Raw genomic sequence first — 19,633 nt, 5'->3', positions numbered from 1 at the left:
TTTTACCCCTCCCCATGGTTCGTTTGACCATTATGCTCGTTATGGATTGGATCGACAGTCTGCTTGGCCGCTGCGTCGGGCTCATGTGGCGTTGTATCGTCTGCTTCGTTCTTATATACAATCCGCTTGCGCGTTTCGGCGAATAGCTTGCCGGGATTGAGAATGTTGTCCGGATCAAATGCCGCCTTCAGACGCTTCATGATATCAACACCGGAAGCACCTACCTTCCATTCCAAAAAGGGTGCCTTGACCATACCAACACCATGCTCGCCGGTAATCGTCCCACCCATGCCAATAGCCGCTTCAAAGATTTCCTCAAAGGCCAGCTCGACCCTGTGAAGCTCCTCCTCGTCTCGCGCGTCCGTCATCGCCGTCGGATGCAAATTGCCATCGCCTGCGTGCCCAAAGGTACAAATTTGTACATCATGCTTGCTGGCAATGCGCTGTATTTCCAGCACCATATCGGCAAGCCTTGAACGAGGTACGGTGGCATCCTCGAGAATCGTCGTCGGACGCAAGCGCGACAAAGCGGCAAGCGCCGTCCTGCGGGCCTCCATAACCTTGGCACCCTCCTCAGGAGTTGCTGCAACCTTAACCTGGATCGCTCCCTGCTGCTTGCAAATGTCGGCGATTTTCAACAAATCGCGCTCGACCATGGCTTCGTCCCCATCCTGCTCAATGGCCAGAATCGCTTCTGCATCCACCGGCAAGCCGATTTTGGAAAAGTCCTCAACGACGCGAATTGTCGCTTTATCCATAAATTCCAGCGTACAGGGCGTAATTCGGCTGGCTACAATTTGTGATACGGTTCGGGCTGCCGATTGAAGATCACTGAAGATCGCAATCATGGAGCGTCGGAAGTCCGGCCGCGGAACAAGCTTCACGGTAGCCTCGGTCAAGATGGCCAGCGTACCACCAGAGCCAACAAGCAGCCTCGTCAGGTCGTAACCCGCCACATCCTTGACCAGCTTACCACCTGTACGTAAAATCTCGCCATTGGCCAGCACAGCCTCCAGACCGATTACATAATCCTTGGTCGTTCCATATTTCAGTCCGCGCAAGCCCCCTGCTCCCAGTGCAATATTGCCGCCCATTGTACAAATAATCATGCTGCTCGGGTCTGGAGGATAAAATAAGCCCGTTTCTTCAACCGCCAAATGGAATTTTTTCGTATTCAAGCCGGTTTGAAAGGTAGCGGTCAAATTGTTCTGATCGATCTCGATCAGCTTGTTCATCCGTGTCATTACCATTACGAGGCCACCCTGCATCGGAACAGTGCCTGCACACAGATTGCTGCCTGCACCGCGTCCAATCACAGGAATCCGATTAGCGGCGCATATCTTCATCACAGCCGACACCTCTGCGGTCGAAGCCGGAAATACGACCCCATCAGGCATTGCCTGGTAAAGCGGAGTTGCATCGTAGCTGTAGGAAACGAGCGTTTCATTATCATATTTGTACCAGCCTGGGCCTACAGCAGCCTTCAGTTCTTCATGTACGGATGGTGATATCATCGATATAAAGCCTCCCCGTTGCATATTGAATCGTTCTGATTTACAATCATAAATAGCAAATAATAATTCCTCAGGTCATCTGATGACTTTAATTATAAGAGGTTGCTTTTGCCTATGTCAATATCGAATTAGCCTATTAATGAAAGGATCGATATTATGTTGATTCCAAAAGCTTCTGCCGTAGTCTCAGAAGCTCTACGCGAACAAATTATGAAGGGGGAATGGCTCGTAGGCTCCCGGCTTCCTTCCGTTGAAAAGCTGGCAGAGCTCTTTCAGGTCGGGCGCTCCACAATCCGCGAGGCATTGGCTTCGCTGAAAGCCCAAGGCTGGGTGGACGTACGCCACGGTGGAGGTACCTTCGTGCTCAAAGATAAAGAGCCTGCCATGGGAATTTGGCAGGCTCCTGAAATTCAGGATATCAAACAGCTCAAAGCCTGGCTTGAGCTGCGTTATATACTTGAAACGGAAAGCGCAAGCCTGGCAGCCGGGCGCCGCTCGGCTGAGCAGCTCACCTTGCTCAAACAAATCATCCAGGAGATGATGACGCTCCAGGAGGAAAGCCAGCTTGATCAGGCTGACATCCGCTTCCACGTTGCGATTGCCCAAGCCTCAGGAAATCCGCTGCTTGCGGGAACGCTGGAATCATTGTTTTCTTCCATGGGACCCATCATGCGTGAAAGCCGCCGTCTCTGGCTGTTCGCCGAGCAGAGTGAAGCGTCCAGACTGTCAGACGAGCATTTTCAACTGGTAGAAGCGATAGAACAGGGCTCTGCCACACTCGCCAAAAAACGTATGGCCTCCCATCTGCGCAAGGTCGAGCAAACGCTGCAGCGGCTTAGCAACAGCTGAATGAAAGCCACAATACTAGACTGTGACTCGGCTCCGCTCCAGTTCCTGCCTTGCCAGCACTAAGGAACCACTCAAACCGGCATTGTCCCCCAAGGCGGGTGGTACAATATATTGGCCGATTTTCTCAGGTGTCAGCTCTTCCTTCTGGACATAGCCGTTCAATATGCTAATAACATGACGGTGGATTAACGGAAATAATTGCTTTTGCTTCATGACACCCCCGCCAAGGATGATTTTCTTGGGAGAAAGAATATAGATGAAGTTCGTCACAGCCTGCGCTAAATAATAAGCTTCGAATTCCCATACTTGCTGGTTTTCCACCAGATCAATCCCTTTGCGGCCCCAACGTTTCTCGATGGCAGGTCCTGCAGCCATACCCTCCAGACAATCACTATGGTAGGGACAAGATCCGGCAAACGTATCCTCAGGATGACGTTTTACCAGAATGTGCCCCATCTCCGGATGAAGCAGGCCGTGCAGCAGCTTGCCTTCAACCACGGCTCCCGCGCCGACTCCTGTACCAATGGTCACATATACGCAGCTGTCCAATCCTTTGGCTGCTCCCCACTCCGCTTCCCCAAGAGCTGCGGCATTCACATCAGTGTCAAATCCTATCGGCACATGAATATGCTTGCGAAGCTCGTCCAGGATCGGGTACTGACTCCAATATGGCTTGGGCGTGGTTGTAACGCTTCCATAGGTAGCACTCTCTTTATTCAGATCAATCGGACCAAACGAACCGATTCCTATCGCTTCAACCTGCTTGTCTGCATAATAACGAATCACTTGACCCAAGGTCTCTTCCGGTGTGGTTGTCGGAAAGCTGATCCGATCCATGATTTCACCATGCTCGTTGCCAATCCCGCAAACAAATTTAGTGCCTCCTGCTTCTATTGCTCCCAAAATCATAATCGTAGGTCTCCTTCATCAATAGCAATTGAATTGATTCTTAATATACAATAACGCCTTTGTTCACATTCATTTTAGGATAATCGCCCATCACCTGTGGAATATCTGCAAGCTTGAATTTGTGGCTGATTAACGGCTCTATGCTCACGATTCCCTGTTGAATCAGGGCAATGGCTTCCTCGTGTGTGTGCGGATTAATAAATGAACCTAATACACGAAGCTCCTTGGCAAAAATCGCAAATGGCGACACCTTGATTTGCGTAGCTGGTGAGGCAACGCCAAACAGCAGCACCTGACCGCCTTTTCCCGCAGCTTCAAAAGCCAGCTCCATCGATTCCGGACGCCCTACGCATTCAATAACGACATCGGCCTGGCTCTTCAACTGCTCCACAACGTCCGCAGTCGGGCTTACGACCTCGTCCGCTCCTAATGCGAGCAGTGCCGCATGCTTCTCGGCTGCAGGGTCACTGACGATAATTCGGGCTGCTCCCTGCTTCTTGACCAGCTGCAGGAACAATTGGCCGATAAATCCGCCACCGATCAAAAGCACAGTATGAATCGGACGAATGTCGAGCTTCTTAAAGCCGTGAAGCACACAACCGAGCGGCTCAACCATAGCTCCTTCCACAAAGCTCATTGAATCAGGAAGCAGGTAACAATTGGCTGCAGGCGCTACACAATATTCACCCATCCCACCGTCTCGCGTAACACCGACAGCCTGAAGGCGATCACATAGGTTCAGCTGACCATTGCGGCAATATCGGCAGCTGCCACAGTAAATATTTGGGTCAACCGATACCCGATCCCCTACTTTAAGCTGGGTGACATCTTCTCCGCATTCCGTGACTTCACCAGCAAGCTCATGTCCCAGCACGATAGGAGGTGTCACGGCTGCTGAACCCGGATTTCCATGATAAATATGCTGGTCCGTGCCGCAAATTCCACAGCCCTGAACACGAATTCTGACCTCTCCGGGCATAAGCTCGGCTGGCTCCCATGCCACTACTTCAATATGATGCTTGCCTTGCAATACCGCTGCCTGCATGTCATTATCTCTCCTTTAATTTATACTTCTCAAATCTTAACAAAAAAACAACAGCCCCACAATACAAAGCAAGTCACTTGGACTGCTTTTATTATGAAGCTGTCTATTCAGCTTTGTCACGTATTTTACTTATTTCATCAGTTTGCCCATAGTTTTCAGCAGCTCATCAATGACATCTGTATCTCCCTGCTCCAGCCGCTCGACCAGACAGCTTTTCATATGGCCCTCCAGCAAAATTTTGCCGACGCCATTAAGTGCTGATTGAATCGCTGCGATCTGGTTGAGCACATCATCACAATAAGTGTCCCGCTCAATCATTCCCTTAACACCACGAATCTGGCCCTCAATCCGGTTCAGCCTCGTTGTCAGGCTGCTCTTGACCTGATCAGAATGGTGGCTTTGACGTGCTCCATGGATTGTACAGCCAGCTGCTTCTGTATCACTCACACCAATCCCAGCGGTCACAGATCCTTCCTGAGGCTGTTGAACGGCCTGATCATCAGGTGTGTTCCTGTTCATATTACTCACTTCGCTTTCCACGATGCGGGTCATGCGCCCGCAGAATTGTATGTTTATTATACAATATTTCATCAAGCAGCAGCAGCAAAAAACCTTTCGCATAACGCGAAAGGCCCATTGAGTATAACCTAACCCATTTAATAAGCAGTTTACAGTTCAGGAATAAAAATATCGACTTCCCGCTTCAACTCGCTTGAGCGCAATATACCGTCAATAATTGCCTGATTACGAATAATTTCTGAACCAGGAATAGGAGCAGGTCGCCCCTCCTGGATCGCAGTGACAAAATCGCGGATTTTCTCATAAAAAATGTTGATCTGATGCTGCTTGACAGGAAAAGCGCTCTCCGTGTTGTGACCCAAAATATCATGAAACAGCGATACCGAAGTAATGCCGCCATCCCAGGCCCCGTTACCGGAAGGTGTGACCTTCAAGCCAGCGTCAGTGCCAAGAAACAGAGTAGGTCCAAGCGTATCCATATGCATAGCCCAGCCGATTTTGAAATTAACGACAAGGTCTCCTTCAAAGCGGATCATCGCCATCCCGAAGTCTTCGACCTCAAACGCGCTGGCCTGCGGATGATAGTGAGGATTCGTGCCAAAATGATTGCTCGTCATCGCTGAAACGGTCAGCGGCTTCGGATACCCAAGAGCATTAAGCACCATATCGAGCGAATAACAGCCAATGTCGGCCAGTGCCCCGGCGCCAGCCAGCTGCTTGGAAATAAAGGTGCCCTTCGGCATGCCTCTGCGCCGTCCGCCGCCTGTCTGTACATAATATACGTTGCCAAGCTGTCCGGACCGGACGATATCACGGATCATCTGCATGTTCGGATCGTAGCGGGGCTGGAAGGCGATGGATAACATTTTATCGGTCTGTTTGGACGTTTGCACCATTTCTACGGCCTGCTCCATCGTGACCGCCATCGGTTTTTCCACAAGGACGTGCTTACCTGCACGCAAAGAGTCCACACTGATCGAGTGGTGTGAGACGTTGGGCGTACAAATACTGACTCCATCCAGCTCCAGTTCCAGCAGCTTGTTATGGTCGTCAAACGCCTTTACACCTTCAAGCTCGTGCCTCGCGATAAACTCATCCGCTTTGCCTGGAATAATATCGGCTACCCCGACAATTTCCACATCATCCATAAGCCGATAAGCCTTCAAATGCGCGCCTGCAATGTTGCCACTGCCGATAATACCAATCTTTATTGTCTGTGCCACCCTTGTCGCCTCCTGTACTTGTTACTTGTAACCAAGCTTGTATGATTAGCCAAATTCTATCATGTTCCGGGTAGGCTTCCTACTGCGAAAAGGTGACATACCGCTTCAACATTACGACTACACCCGATGCATTTTACGATATTGGGAGGGACTTGCCTTCATCCTCCTCGTAAACACGCGGCTTAAATAAAAACCGCTCTCATACCCGCAGCGTTCGGCGATCTGCTCCAGAGTCATTTCGGTTTCAAGCAGCAGCGTCTGTGCTTTCTGCATGCGGAGGGTCGTCAAATAATCGATTGGTGTTGTCCCATGAGCCGCGTGAAACTTCCTCGTAAATTGCACAGGGCTTAACTCCTGACTGGCACTCAGCTCTTTCAGACTGACCGGCTCAAAAGCATGCTGCTGCAGCCATCGGGTTGCTTCCACGATTTTGGGGTCCTTGTCCTGCTGCTTGCTCGTCTGTTGGAAAAAACCGCTCTCGACTACATGCTGCTGCCACAGATCGTTCAAATAATGGTCCCACAGCAGCAGCCGCTGCTCATCCGGCAAACGTGTCAATTGGTGGATGTAGTAATAAGTGGAAGACAGCCGATTATGGTCCATATAGATAAGCTGAACGGGCGGGGTGAAGTCCGATGTCCCCTCACTCCTAAAGGGTGCTGCATTGGGCAGCATCGATGGCAAGACATCCGTCGGCCAGCCAAGCCTAATAAAATGGAACGAAACCGGCTCCAGCACCTCACGCTCAAACACAACACCTGGCGGGCACAGGATAGCATCGCCAAATATCGCAGTTCCAGCCGCCTCTCCGATTCGGTAGCGAAAGGAGCCATTCTCGACAGCAAACATCACCCATTCCGCATAGCTGTCCTGCATGAACTGGAATTTGTCCTTCTTGTGCCAATAGGCATAGCTAATAAAATAAGGCTTCCATTCCCATAGCGGTGCGTGCATACGGTTCCTCCTCTGGAATCACTTGTTCCCGTCCGGCCAGGCAGCAGCGGCTTGATTCCCGAATCATGAAATAAAGGATATGCCTGATGTATCATCCGTGCATGTTCATCACAACCAGCCGATTTTATAATGAAATTACAGATATTAACCATTATACTACTGAGGTGATCCTAATGAAAAATGAAACTGTGCAAACCGATATTACCGTCGTTGGCGGCGGCCTGTCCGGTGTGAATGCGGCGATCGCGGCAGCCCGCTTGGGGCAAAAGGTAGCTCTGATCCAGAACCGCCCTATGCTTGGCGGTAATTCCAGCAGCGAGGTCCGTGTCTGGGTATGTGGAGCCACCTCGCATGGCGTTAACCGCTATGCGCGCGAGACGGGCATTATGGGTGAAATGTTCGTTGAGAACCAATACCGCAATCCCGACGGCAATCCGTATTTATGGGATATGGTTGTGCTGGAATCCGTGCTGGCCGAGCCTAATATCCAGTTGTTTTTGAATACGGATGTGCATGAGGTCGAGGCGTATGGAGATGAGGACGATCGACGGATCGCTTCAGTCACAGGCTGGATGATGGGCTCCGAGCGGCGGATTCGTTTTGAAAGCGAGCTGTTTTTGGACTGCACTGGCGATGGGCTGGTAGGGTTCCTTGCCGGAGCACAGCACCGGATCGGTCGTGAAGCCAAGGATGAATACAATGAGGATTGGGCGCCCGAGGTCGCTGACAACATCACGCTGGGCAGCACGCTATTATTTTATACCAAGGATGTCGGACATCCGGTTCGATATGTACCGCCCAGCTTTGCCAAGGATATTGCGGCCACAACGATTCCGCTTAAAAGGGTAATCCGCAGCGGTGACAACGGCTGCAGCTATTGGTGGATCGAATGGGGTGGCGAGCTGGATACGGTGCATGAGAACGAGCGTATTCGCGATGAGCTGTGGTCGGTCGTATACGGTATTTGGGATTATATCAAAAACTCCGGTAAATTCGAGGCCGAGACGATGACACTGGAATGGGTCGGCTCGATTCCCGGCAAACGTGAATACCGCCGTTTTATCGGCGATTACGTGCTGAACCAGAACGATATTCTCGCGCAGCGGGAGTTCGAGGACCGAGTCGCCTTCGGCGGATGGTCCATTGATTTGCATCCTCCCGGTGGCATGTACGCGACGGAGAGCGGCTCGAAGCACCTGCATCCTGACGGCATCTATCACATCCCTTTCCGCTCGTTATACTCGGTTAATGTATCGAACCTGATGTTCGCCGGGCGCAATATCAGCGCCTCGCACGTTGCTTTTGGCACGACGCGCGTGATGGCGACATGCGCGGTCATTGGCGAGGCCGCGGGTACCGGCGCGGCCCTGGCTGTGCAGCACGGCGTGACGCCACGCGCCGTGTACGAGCAGCACCTGACGCAGCTGCAGCAAACGCTGCTGCGTCAGGATGCCTCGGTCATCGGCCTGCGCAGCAGCGATGACGAGGATCTCGCACGGCGTGCGAAGCTCACGGCGTCGAGCACACTGCGACGGCTGGCGGTCGAAGACGCCGCGGAGCCGATGGCTCTGCAGGGCGGGGACGTCGCCCTGCTGGTGCCGGTGGTGCCAGAGCTGCAGCGGATTGAGCTGCTGCTCGACGCCGCGGCGGCAACTACGCTTGAGGTGGAGGTATGGAGCACCGGACGCGCGGAAAATTATATCCCGCATCGACTGGAAGTAAGCGACCTGGCTGCCCTCGCACCCGGCGAACGCCAATGGGTCAGCATTCCGCTAGCATGGAAGCCGTCGACGGCACAGCATGGCTTTATTATTGTCAAAGCCAATGAGCATGTAACGCTGTATGTATCCCATCAGCCGCAAACCGGTGTGCTCTCATTCGTTAAAAACACGTCTACGGCCGTATCTGCTGATTTTAGCAATCAGGATCCGGAACAACCGGTCGTATTGTGGAGCATGAAGAAGCTGGTGCGCAAGCCCTTCTGCTTCCGCATGTACCCGGAAACGACCGCCTTTGAGGTCGAGCATGTCACGGATGGCTTTGTCCGAACCTATGGTGAGCCGCACATGTGGCTGTCGGAGGCTCGCGACCCGGCTGTATCTGAGCCCGCTTCCCTTGAGCTGCAGTGGCAGGAGATTGTGCAAATTAGTGAAATTCATCTCACCTTCAATGACGATGTGAATGAGGATCTGATCAATCTTCATCATCACTATACCCCGTTTCCGGTTATACCTGAGCTGGTTCGGGACTACCATCTGGAAGCCTATGTGGATGGGCAATGGGTCAAGGTCCATGAGGAAACTGCCAATCACAAGCGCAAGCAAATCCATCGGCTCCCTACAGCAGTCCATACCGATCAGCTGCGCCTGGTCATCGAAGCAACGAACGGGAGCCTCCACGCAGAAGTAATTGAAATACGCGTCTACGGGTAATCACAGAGTCGTTGCGGTAGCTTAATCAGCGAATCGTAACCACTGATGTGGAGGGTTCAGATAGCAGCTTAGTCATCAAGTAGGCCCATACACACAAATGGCTGTCCTCCCTGCAAATCATGCCGGGGGACAGCCTTTTCTTCAATGCATAGATCAGCAACCATTAGTATGGGTTCCTGACCGTATCCTTTCTCTTACACCTCACTCTCTGTTTCCACCTTAAACAGCTTCTCAATATATAAGGATGGCTCCTGGCTGAGATCAATAAAACCTCCCTCAACTTCAACTAACGGATTCACTGGATTTTTATCATTTAACATCACGATTTTACCGAGCTGTCCATCCGATAGTACAACCTCACAGCCTATTAAATAAATCATCAGCTTTTCCATAAAGCTGTGCACGACAAGGGGATCCATGGCCCCATAGGCATGTACCCACATGTTTCTTAATACCTCATACAAAGGCAGCTCTTCCCTGTAGGCCCTTTTCGAGGTCATCGCATGGAAGACATCTGCAACAGCTACAATTTTGCTCCACGGATCCATCTCTGAGCCCTTGATTCCGAGCGGATAGCCACTGCCATCTTCCCGTTCATGGTGCTGCAAAGCGACGAGAGCAGCTCGTTCATCCACTTCCGGCTGACGCATCAAGCACGCGTAGCCAAGCTCCGGATGAAGCTTCATTTGTTCATATTCCTCACTGAGCAAGCGACCGGGCTTCTGCAAAATTGCCGGTGAAATAAACAGCTTGCCCACATCATGCAGCATCCCAGCCATTGCCAGGCGCGGGATTTCATCCTCGGGCAGCTTCATCCAGCGTCCAATCATCGCAGCCATCATTGCGACGCCCGCACTATGTCGGTACGTATAATCATCTACCCGCTGTATCGTGAGCATAAATCCGATAATTCCAAAATCCTTGGACAGGTCACAAAGCGTAGGCAGTATGGTTTGCTTGATTTTCTCGAATGGAATGTTCCCACTGTGCTCAATTTCCGAGAAAATCTGTTTGACTTCCATGACCGATTGATCCATAATCTGCTCCATCTCGTCGAATGCCGGTTCCAGATCCTCCGGACTGAGGTGAATACAGTGTTGCGACAGCAAGCGGCTTGACTTCTCATTCAGCAGTGTCGATGCGGGAAGCAGCAGGGCGCTTTGGGATGTATAAATATTTTTGTTAATTCGCCGACCCTTAAACACATCGAAAGCATTCAATTTCTTCTTAGATATGACTTTTCCCCCTCTTTAACCGTCATGGGTCAGATTAACTTTCGCACAGCATTCACTGATTTTCTTACAGTTAAGAAGTTCGAAGCTGCCGCATGATCCAGACCTTGTCTATGGTCTGATTCTCGATCACATCCACTACATCCACACAGAAGCTATCGACACATACGCGCCCCGAATACATTTTGCGAAGCATGATCTTGTCTTTCGCTTTCAATTGCGACAAGGAGCCCGTGACACCCCCAATAATAGAAGCCGATATCATGCCGTTCGCCTCCAGTCGGGATCCCCTGCACACCGCATCATTGTGATAAAAAATAATGTTGTCTGTTGATCGGAGATCGCTTTGCAGCACACCCTCCTTGCGGATCATAATATCTCCTTGCGACAGCAGTGTAGAAAGATGACATTGACCGATATCAATTTTTATGTTGGTTTCCTTCATGTTGTCGATTTTTTCGACGGTTTGCTTCAGATCATTGAGCAGACTCAGCCATAACGCTTCGGACCCCTGCGAATACACCTTGGATACATCGCTGAACATTTCCAGCTTATCCATCAAATACTGCCAGGCTTCATGATCCTGCGCCGGTACGCTATGGACAAGGACAAGCAGCTTATGGATCAGCTTCGGAATTTCCTTGAATTTATTATCTACCAGCAATTTGACAACTTGTCCAAAAGCAGCATTTTGACCTTTCTGCCTGACCTGATCGGTTAGCAGCTTGGCGGCTTCCATCAGCTGCACCAGCTGCACAGACAATGCCTGCGAGTCCTCCTGAATACGAACGACCTTTTCACCGCAGTAGCCTGCACACAGCTTGCTTTTCACAACATTGCCTTTTACAATAATACTTCCCGTAGCGGTCAATACGGCTCCGTACACACAGCCAACCACATAAATTGTACCGAGCGCTTCAATCGTCATATTTTCCGTAACATCGCCATACACCATTACGTCACCTGAGAAAACAATATTCCCCGTGCTTAGGTTCACGTCACCCGAAACAATGTAAGCGGTTGAAATATCCAAGTACAAGGTATGGGTACCCGTTACCCGCGGCCTACCCTCCCTCATCGCGATAAAAGTATCACCTTGTTGTTCCACATGTTCCCTGGCTATAACGTTTACATCCTGCGGCTTGGGGGGAATCACCAATTGACGGTGCACATTGTAGCCTGTAATACCTTCGACAGCCTTGATTTTTTTGGCAATAACCTGACCTTTGCGAACTGAAGGAATCTTCAGCGAGTTCCGATAATCCATTCCACCGCCGACCTCCATGAAGCCCCTTTCTACCGCTTCAGTGAAAAACAGCTCCATACGCGCATCCTCACCCGGAACGGGATAGCTGCCTTGTGCAACGAGAACAGGCTTAAAGGTCGGCTCCTGCAGCTCCTGATATATACTCCCGATATCCAGATTGTATGAAATCGATAACTGGGAAAGCTCCTGAGTCACCTCAGCCAGCTCCAATTTGCGGATCAGCTTTCCTGCTTCCCGATCCAGCTCAAGCGTCACTTTAGTGGCCGGCTCTGTGTTTTTCAATCTGGGTTGAACAAGCTGTGTATGGCGTACAATCAGGAATACTTTCATCTGATCCTCGGATACAAGAATCTGGAACAAGGGTTCATGTTCAGCCTTCCATTCCATTCGTTCTTTGCCCTTAACGGCATAAGGACCTTCTACCAACTCACCGTCAATGATCAGGCTTATCGGATAGCTGGCTTCGATAACAGGAAGTGCACCCTTCGCCGTATCCACTTGAACATGAATGTGATCGTTGTGGACCCAAATCCAATTATGCTCATCATTACCGCCTTCAGAAGCCCTTATCGGCTTGGAGGAGGATGTATCCACTTTGGGAATCGCTGACGACGGTTGGGACAGTTTCATGATCTCAGTTTCTTTGATAGGAATCGTCATTCTCGTCTTCCTTTCCATTATCCGGATTCACAAAAAAAGACACCTTCCCCAAGTAACGGGAAAGATGTCTCATCTCACTAAGCTCATCCGTATTCTCCCATTTTCGGTGGCATGGCGACCATAGAAATATCTTTAGGTCCATTGCTTTGCGTCCTTGCCTTTCAGCAAGTTTGCCTTTATCGTATGTGAGTGATTATTGCAAAAAATGTAAAAATATAGATTTATTCCATTAGAACTAAATGCCTGTAACAAATGGCCAAGACTAATTCGTAAGTACCATGAAATCGATAATTATATGACTAAATAGTAACATTCTTACATCACTTTTACAATTGATTTCTACTTATATCGGGATTTTTTTGTCGATTTCATGCGATAAAATGGAAGTTCCTAAGAGCTCCTGTCGAATCCCTGGAAACCATTAGTGGAATTGTTCACGAATCCTCCATACCTTCAAGCTCCGCCATCGTTGGCAGAGCAGCAAACACACCACGACGCGTAGTTGTCATAGCACCTGCTTTATTGGCAAAAGAAAAAATAGAGCGTACCTGCTCCTCGTCATTAAATATGGTTTCGATTTGCTCTGCAGTCGCTCCACACTCCGCAAGCTTGAGCAGCATCGCACCGACAAAGCTGTCACCAGCGCCTGAGGGATCTACCGATTTGACACGAATACCGGGAACCGAAGTCATGGCCTGGCGTGTAACCACACAGCAGCCGTATTCGCCAAGCGTCACGACAATTACCTTTGCCCCCATATCCAGCAGCTGCTGGACGGCTTCCGCAGGTTCCAGACCCGTAAGGGCGGCTGCGTCCTTCTCATTGATCTTCACGATATCGGCCGTCCCGATATGGTTCCGCAGGTCCTGCCGCATCGTTTCTTCATCCGGCCATAAAATAGCACTCGAATTGGGACAGCAGCAGGTCAGACCGCCTGCCGCCTTGATTCGACGTGCTGCTGCCAAGGCTGAGGTCTGTGAGCGCCCTTCACTCAGAGGCGCAGAACCATAATGATACACGGCAACGTCATCCAGCCAGGTCTCATCGAACTCCGCCCTCTTCAGTTTGTTACCGTTCACCCTTGTCTCTCCGTCAGCATCGAGCTTGGTTCCAGACTTATTATCGTCAGGGTCCTCGCTCCACTCCGTCCATGCCAGACTCGCCGTATCTGTACCGACGAGCGCAGCCTCAACCCCGGCAGCCTCCAGCTCGCTGCGCAAATACGTACCGGACTCGTCGCTCCCGATCTTTCCTATATAACGGGAATCGCCGCCAAGCTTTGCTATTGCCGCCGCCACATAAGCAGGTGTTCCTCCACTTGCAGTCTGGCTGCAGAAGGCCGCCCCATCTGATTGCTCCTGTTCCTCCAGCCTATATCCCGTCAATAACTCTCCGTAACAAACTATTTTTTTGGGCCTCAATGTAAACATACAGATGCGCACCCTCCAATATTACTTTTTCCATAAATTAATTAGGTCTTAAGAACCTTTTGTTCATATAATCATAGCACAAATTGCTACCAGAGGTACAAGACATTCCTCGCCTCTTGATGTTCATAAATCCTCCACAAGATGAGTAGTGACCACATTGACAACCGACTGAAACCATAGTACGATTTGGACTAATCAAAGTCACAGGTAGACCTTACCTGCATTTTCGTAAAAATAAGGGAGACCGACAGCATGCCTTATTTGCGCTTCAAAGGATTTTCCAAAGAATATTTACACTCCGTCGCACCTCGTCTAATAGAGGAATTTGCCCAGCTTGTTCAAATTGACAAGAGTATGGTCAAGATCGAAACCTTGCTAACTGAAGCTATCTCGCAGGTGCCGCTCAGTCTGGAAATTCTGCTATTCCCCAGAAAGCAAGAGGTACATGACGCCGTAGCAGCCAAGTTTAATCAGATCCTGCGGGAGTCCGGCTATGAGCAGGTTCATATCTTTTTTATTTTGTTGAGTCCCTATGTTTATTATAAAAACGGTGAACCGATAGCGCATCGTCAAGCTGATGAAGATACGGAGCCTGCCTTCAAGCACAAATTAGAGCTTTCCTGAATGTCAAAACGATTGCCCCTTCCTATTCAAGAGCGGCGCAATCGTTTTTTTATTCATTTGCGGATTCGTTGTCGACAAACCTTTATCCCATTAATCCCATCGATTTTCTGTGATCCATATCTGCCATTACACCGCCAAGCGAATGGCCTCCTATGACAAAGGTTTGATCTGGTGCCGCATCCATAATCCCGTCCGCCTTATTCGCTCCAAGCACAGCGAGATTCAGAGGGATTTTCACTATCCATGTCCGAAACCCTTCCTGTGCAAGCAGCATTGCCAGAGGGGCATAGCTTTTTAGCAGACAACGCAAACAACCGGATACCTGTAGGCTCCGGATTACGCTGCTCACACTGTATTCCTATAGAAGCTTGCCAATTTAGCACCTGCACAGGCTGATCCATTTGGCCACTCCGCCTAACTTACCGAGAACCGCTGTTACTTGCACCATCTAGTCCAGAATACGCAGCTCTCTCGCCTTTGCGATCGCCTGAGCTCTTCGTTTGATGCCCAGCTTGCTGTAGATGTTAAACACGTGGTTTTTAACTGTTCCTTCTGTTAAGCCAAAATGAACTGCAATTTCCTTGTTCGATAAGCCGGAAGACAATACACGTAAAATCTCGGCTTCACGGTTTGTCAACGAATCGACCAAGGGCTGCATGGCAGCAGGATTCGTCTCATGATAGTTATCCTCCACATCCTCCACGGCAGCTGCCTCCATGCGAGGCATACCCAGCGATTCCAGATATACCATTCGTGAGAACAGCATGTCAAGTACATCCAACCTATCCTCTCTGAATATACCTGATACCAGATTGTTTTCCAGATAAAGGATGTAAGGGTGCCGTTTTCCCGGATGCGGAAGTGTCATGCACAGTATGGATTGCGGCCGATTGCCACGAATGTAGGGATCTGTCATGTATGGACTTAATGAAGCATTAGCCAGTATGACTCGCTCTGCCGTACGCACTACATAACGGACAATCGAAGCAGCAAAGTCAGCCTGCTCGAATTCATCGACTGGTTGGTTTCCCACAGCTGCCTCTATGGTAAACAGTGCCTCCTCCGCACTGCTCATACTCAGCACATATCCTTTACCCGCACCTGCATAACGGATCGCCGACTCCAGAAAACGTTTCATAAGACTGCCCTCTCCAATGCCACCCGGCCAGCCAGCTGCCTGCTTCATCACGGAATTGTCGATGTCTCTGAACAGTAAGTATTCCCGTTCATCCTCATCCAAATCGTCGACAGTGTGTATATCCGACATGTATTCACCACGAGCGATCCACGATCCCAGCAGCTCAGAAGAACCAGGCTTCTCTAAAGTCGCCGATACATTGGCATAGGCAGACAATCTTGAATATTGCTCACGAAGCTGCTTAGCCTTGGCAGTCGCACCCCAACGTACATAAGCAGAGTAAGCCTCGACAAGAAAGGCATCGGCAGCAGTCAATATCCCGGACACCCGGTACCAACTGGACATCCGTTCGCAAACCAAGGCTTCTACCATCACGTTTCTTTCCTCGCGCGCAGCTGTCAGAGCTTGCTCGTAGCCACTCGTCACAGCCAGCCTATTGCTGCCCTTGATTCGAAAGGCTTCCGCCAGAATCAGCAGGTAAGCTGCAGAGTGCTGAATATCACCCTTAGTCCATTTTTTCATCGAGCGAAGCTGCTTGCCCATTTCCGTACGGATACTGCGCTGCTCATCCACTGTCGCCTCTTCATATAGCGAAGCTAACGATAGAAATTGGTAAAAATACTGCTTACGAACCTGAAACAAAGTTAGTTGATGGGGGTTGAATTTCGTAAGCTCTACCCAGCTCAGCGCTTCGCGAAAAGCTCCATTTAAATAGGCAATCTGGATTTTTGAGGTACAAGCATAAAAGGCCTGATTTTTCTGTGTCACATTGGTAAAATCTCCATTCATCAGCTCATCCAGCTCCATATGGACACCAGGCTTACCTTCCATCTCATCTATATAACTGCGTGTAATTCGCAGCAGGTTCCGTGTGACCTCATCCAGCAACGGCCAAGAGCTTGCTTCGTAGACTGAAACGCATGCTGACAGATCGCGCAGGTCCCCGGTATGATTGAGAATACGCAGAGATACTGAAAATCCGGCAAAGGTTAGGTCCCCTGATTCCAGACCATAACGAGCTGATTTTTGAAAATGCTCTGCTGCTTTAATGGGGTCGCGGTATTGCTCAATGAGACCTGTTGCAAAATGCAGTCGGCATTTAAAGCTCGTGTTCTCAAATTGAGCCGATAACTGAAAAGCGACATCCAACAGTTGATAAGCAAAGCTGTAACGATTAAGCGCTATGCCCTGGATCATTGCAAAAGCAACGAGCATAAACGTAAAAGCTTCGTTATTCCCATGCTGCAACCCATATCGAACGAATTTCGCATACAACAAAGCAGCAACCTCAGGATTGGAAATAAAAGCGGAGGCCGCGATGGCCATGACCAGATCAGACAAAGCCCGATGTATAGGATCGGTATTGATAGGCAGCTCCAGCAGTTCTGTTCCTTTACGCTTCAATGCCCAGAACGTTCTGATCATTTCCCGTCCAATAACGGCTTTGGACGGCTTCGCGGATATGCTCCAGCCCAGCTCCTCCAATCCTTGCAGTCCTACGGCTACAGCTTTATCTTCCTTTTTCAGATAGGCGTACATGGCCACCCGGATCAAATAAATACCGGAGCGCTGCAGCGGGTCCACGGTACGATTCATCAAACGCTGGAGCAGTTCCTCCGCACGGTCAGAACGCCCACCCACGTATTCGCATTCCGATAGCTCCAGCAACAGCCTGTAAAACAATGGATCTGTTCCTGATTCATCCTCACCGAGCAGCATCAGACCGGTTTCCAAAAAATGCTGTGCCACCACATAAGCCGTCGTCGCCTTTGACTTCAAACCTGCCTGTAGATTATATTCAGCAAGCTTTCTTCGTTCTGCCTGATCCTTAACCTCACTGATTCCTAAATTCAAGTGATGAATAATATCAAAAAGTGCTTGCTCCTCATAACCAGGCTCAGTCTGAAGCTGCAGCATATAGCCGATGTTCCTATGCAGACCAGCCCTGCCCTCTTCCGGAACTACGGCATATGCCGCTTGTTGAATCCGGTCGTGCATGAAACTGTACAATCGGTCTTCAGCCTGATCCAGCAGCGTGTTCGATTCCATAAACAACAAGCCTTCATCCAATAACGGCTGTATAATCTGATGCAGCTCCTGAAGCGTCTTGCCACTAACCAAAGCGGCTGATGATAAACGAAACCTCTGTCCCATCGCCCCTGCTATGCCAAGCAAATCAATCGTATCTGGTGGTAAGGTACGGATACGAGCGCCAATAAGCTGAAGCACATCCAGATCATCAGGCAGTTCCTTAATGGCCTCCTCATTCCATGTCCAGAAGGCCTGATCGGCATCAAAAACCAGCTTTTTCTCACGATACAGGCTGTCCAACAGACGATGCAGATATAAGGGGTTTCCCCCTGTTTTTTGATACAAAAGTTTAGCCAGTCGACGCGAACGTTCCAGTTCACCACCCAGCACAGAGGCTACCCATAGATTGACTTGTGTGAAGGGCAGTGGCCCCATCGTGATAAACTTCAACCGTTTGGTATCTTCCGTAGACGGTAACAAAAACTGCTTCAGCCATACAGCAGCAGGTTCTTCTCCATCCTCATTACCGATTGAATCGGATTCCACCCGATGCGTACCAATGAGCATAAAGCCCTGAAGGGTGGAATCCTGCATCCACTCTCGCAGTATGTCCAGTGTAGCCGGATCGGCCCACTGCAGATCATCAAGGAACATCACGAGAGGATGTTCGGTATCGGCGAATATTTGGAGGAAAGCAGAAAATAACCAGCGGAAACGGATAACGGCTTCAGCGGGCTGTAATGTCTCTACAGGAGAGAGCTCTCCCAGAAGAGGCGTGGCCTCAGGTATCAATTCGGCAATAATGCTGGCAGACAAGCCCAGATCTGTGGCCAGCCGGGTTTTCCATGCAGTAATTTGTTCGGGAGATTCCTGCCAGATTTGCCGCACCAGACTTCGAAGTGCCTGAAGTATCGGCTCATAAGGTATATCCCGATTCATTAAATCGCATTTGCCCTCAACAAATCGCCCTCCCCAACGCATAACAGGAAGCTGCAATTGTCGAATCAATGTGGTCTTGCCACTGCCTGAGCGGCCCGTAACCCAGACAAATGCCGGACTGCCGCCTTGAGTCTGCTCGTAAGCATTCCATAGCTCCGCTTCCTCAGCCTCACGTCCGAAGAGGGTCCTGGGCAGCTGAAAACGGGCTGCATCATCCGTTAAGCCGATTTTAAATGGAGGAATTCCTCCTGTCTCTTCCAATAATGAAATACATTTCTTCAAGTCTGCCAGCAGTCCCGATGCACTCTGATATCGCTCATCCGGAGCTTTGGACAGCAGCTTCATCACGATGTCTGCGAGCGGCCCCTTAACGTCTGGACGCAAGTCACCAAGCGGCTTGGGTACCATCGCCAGATGTGCATGCAGCCAATCCTCCGCTCGATCTGCTTGCAGAGGTAGGCAGCCTGCAAGCATTTCATAATAAATAACACCCAGCGCGTACAAATCACTGCGAGCATCTGGCGTCCGATTCATCCTGCCGGTTTGCTCAGGTGACAGGTACGCATACTTCAACTTGCGCTCTTCTACAAGTGCTGCCTTATTGGAATCTTGCAGCATGATTCCATCTGGACTCAAATCGCGGATGACCAATCCCTTTTTATGCATCGGCTCAACCATCTCGATCAAAGCTACAGCTGTATATATAAAAGGCTGGACATCCCATTCCATTCCTTCCAACCTATTGCGCAATATCGTGTTCTTAATATTCGTCATGGAGCCTCCCTTGTAGTCCTCACATAACTTGAACTCTCTTCAAGTCCAATTTATTTCCAACTTGTCTATCCTTTATTTTATCACCTTTTGATG

General features: G+C 50.0%; 13 protein-coding genes, 1 pseudogene and 1 riboswitch. Of the genes and pseudogenes, 3 read left to right on the top strand and 11 right to left on the bottom strand.

From position 1 onward, the window contains the following. Window positions 1-2 precede the first annotated feature (2 nt). Window positions 3-1,514, bottom strand: coding sequence for an FAD-binding oxidoreductase (locus NST47_RS04985; protein ID WP_341154145.1), 1,512 nt, complete (start codon window positions 1,512-1,514; stop codon window positions 3-5). A gap of 156 nt (window positions 1,515-1,670) precedes the next feature. Between NST47_RS04985 and NST47_RS04980 the strand changes: the two genes are divergently transcribed. Next, window positions 1,671-2,363, top strand: coding sequence for a FadR/GntR family transcriptional regulator (locus tag NST47_RS04980; RefSeq protein WP_341154144.1), 693 nt, complete (start codon window positions 1,671-1,673; stop codon window positions 2,361-2,363). 15 nt (window positions 2,364-2,378) lie between these two features. Here the strand turns inward: NST47_RS04980 and NST47_RS04975 are convergent, their stop codons facing one another. The 5 genes from NST47_RS04975 to NST47_RS04955 all read right to left on the bottom strand — a co-directional run bounded on the left by NST47_RS04975 (window position 2,379) and on the right by NST47_RS04955 (window position 7,013). Then, a complete protein-coding gene (locus tag NST47_RS04975; protein WP_341154143.1) occupies window positions 2,379-3,272 on the bottom strand; it encodes an ROK family protein in 894 nt (297 codons plus the stop codon). Window positions 3,273-3,312: 40 nt separating this feature from the next. Next, complete coding sequence (locus tag NST47_RS04970; protein ID WP_341154142.1) at window positions 3,313-4,317, bottom strand: zinc-dependent alcohol dehydrogenase family protein; 1,005 nt, start codon at window positions 4,315-4,317, stop codon at window positions 3,313-3,315. A gap of 129 nt (window positions 4,318-4,446) precedes the next feature. After that, window positions 4,447-4,836 carry a metal-sensitive transcriptional regulator gene (locus tag NST47_RS04965; protein WP_341154141.1) on the bottom strand — a complete coding sequence of 130 codons (390 nt, stop codon included), beginning with the start codon at window positions 4,834-4,836 and terminating at the stop codon, window positions 4,447-4,449. 149 nt (window positions 4,837-4,985) lie between these two features. Further along, window positions 4,986-6,059 carry a Gfo/Idh/MocA family protein gene (locus NST47_RS04960; protein ID WP_341154140.1) on the bottom strand — a complete coding sequence of 358 codons (1,074 nt, stop codon included), beginning with the start codon at window positions 6,057-6,059 and terminating at the stop codon, window positions 4,986-4,988. Between the two features lie 117 nt (window positions 6,060-6,176). Beyond that, on the bottom strand, window positions 6,177-7,013 hold the full coding sequence (locus NST47_RS04955) for an AraC family transcriptional regulator (RefSeq protein WP_341154139.1): 837 nt from the start codon (window positions 7,011-7,013) through the stop codon (window positions 6,177-6,179). Between the two features lie 173 nt (window positions 7,014-7,186). Here NST47_RS04955 and NST47_RS04950 point away from each other — a divergent pair, with 173 nt between their 5' ends. Then, window positions 7,187-9,445, top strand: coding sequence for an FAD-dependent oxidoreductase (locus tag NST47_RS04950; protein ID WP_341154138.1), 2,259 nt, complete (start codon window positions 7,187-7,189; stop codon window positions 9,443-9,445). A gap of 194 nt (window positions 9,446-9,639) precedes the next feature. Here NST47_RS04950 and NST47_RS04945 read toward each other — a convergent pair whose 3' ends face one another. The 3 genes from NST47_RS04945 to NST47_RS04935 all read right to left on the bottom strand — a co-directional run bounded on the left by NST47_RS04945 (window position 9,640) and on the right by NST47_RS04935 (window position 14,034). Then, the gene (locus NST47_RS04945) at window positions 9,640-10,665 is read right to left on the bottom strand and encodes an HD-GYP domain-containing protein (protein ID WP_341154137.1); all 1,026 of its coding nucleotides are present in this window, start codon (window positions 10,663-10,665) and stop codon (window positions 9,640-9,642) included. 85 nt (window positions 10,666-10,750) lie between these two features. Continuing rightward, complete coding sequence (locus NST47_RS04940; protein ID WP_341154136.1) at window positions 10,751-12,604, bottom strand: FapA family protein; 1,854 nt, start codon at window positions 12,602-12,604, stop codon at window positions 10,751-10,753. Between the two features lie 102 nt (window positions 12,605-12,706). Then, window positions 12,707-12,789, bottom strand: a riboswitch (cyclic di-GMP riboswitch). A 249-nt stretch (window positions 12,790-13,038) separates the two neighbouring features. Next, window positions 13,039-14,034, bottom strand: coding sequence for a PfkB family carbohydrate kinase (locus tag NST47_RS04935; RefSeq protein ID WP_341154135.1), 996 nt, complete (start codon window positions 14,032-14,034; stop codon window positions 13,039-13,041). A 252-nt stretch (window positions 14,035-14,286) separates the two neighbouring features. Here NST47_RS04935 and NST47_RS04930 point away from each other — a divergent pair, with 252 nt between their 5' ends. Next, a complete protein-coding gene (locus NST47_RS04930; protein WP_341154134.1) occupies window positions 14,287-14,658 on the top strand; it encodes a DUF1904 family protein in 372 nt (123 codons plus the stop codon). A 121-nt stretch (window positions 14,659-14,779) separates the two neighbouring features. On the opposite strand, the pseudogene NST47_RS04925 reads toward NST47_RS04930, so the two are convergent. Further along, window positions 14,780-14,950 (bottom strand): annotated as a pseudogene (locus NST47_RS04925) (alpha/beta hydrolase); the annotation flags it as partial. Window positions 14,951-15,106: 156 nt separating this feature from the next. Then, window positions 15,107-19,540, bottom strand: a complete 4,434-nt coding sequence (locus tag NST47_RS04920; protein WP_341154133.1) for an AAA family ATPase — start codon at window positions 19,538-19,540, stop codon at window positions 15,107-15,109. Between the last annotated feature and the right edge of the window lie 93 nt (window positions 19,541-19,633).

Origin of the sequence: Paenibacillus sp. FSL H8-0034, assembly GCF_038000305.1 — a bacterium.
Classification (GTDB): domain Bacteria; phylum Bacillota; class Bacilli; order Paenibacillales; family NBRC-103111; genus Paenibacillus_S.
This window is presented reverse-complemented; position numbering and strand designations above follow the sequence as displayed.

Excerpts from the sequence above, each read along its gene's own strand:
- NST47_RS04985 (WP_341154145.1), bottom strand. The coding sequence starts at position 1,514 with ATGATATCACCATCCGTACATGAAGAACTGAAGGCTGCTGTAGGCCCA.
- NST47_RS04980 (WP_341154144.1), top strand. The coding sequence starts at position 1,671 with ATGTTGATTCCAAAAGCTTCTGCCGTAGTCTCAGAAGCTCTACGCGAA.
- NST47_RS04975 (WP_341154143.1), bottom strand. The coding sequence starts at position 3,272 with ATGATTTTGGGAGCAATAGAAGCAGGAGGCACTAAATTTGTTTGCGGG.
- NST47_RS04970 (WP_341154142.1), bottom strand. The coding sequence starts at position 4,317 with ATGCAGGCAGCGGTATTGCAAGGCAAGCATCATATTGAAGTAGTGGCA.
- NST47_RS04965 (WP_341154141.1), bottom strand. The coding sequence starts at position 4,836 with ATGAACAGGAACACACCTGATGATCAGGCCGTTCAACAGCCTCAGGAA.
- NST47_RS04955 (WP_341154139.1), bottom strand. The coding sequence starts at position 7,013 with ATGCACGCACCGCTATGGGAATGGAAGCCTTATTTTATTAGCTATGCC.
- NST47_RS04950 (WP_341154138.1), top strand. The coding sequence starts at position 7,187 with ATGAAAAATGAAACTGTGCAAACCGATATTACCGTCGTTGGCGGCGGC.
- NST47_RS04940 (WP_341154136.1), bottom strand. The coding sequence starts at position 12,604 with ATGACGATTCCTATCAAAGAAACTGAGATCATGAAACTGTCCCAACCG.
- NST47_RS04935 (WP_341154135.1), bottom strand. The coding sequence starts at position 14,034 with ATGTTTACATTGAGGCCCAAAAAAATAGTTTGTTACGGAGAGTTATTG.
- NST47_RS04930 (WP_341154134.1), top strand. The coding sequence starts at position 14,287 with ATGCCTTATTTGCGCTTCAAAGGATTTTCCAAAGAATATTTACACTCC.
- NST47_RS04920 (WP_341154133.1), bottom strand. The coding sequence starts at position 19,540 with ATGACGAATATTAAGAACACGATATTGCGCAATAGGTTGGAAGGAATG.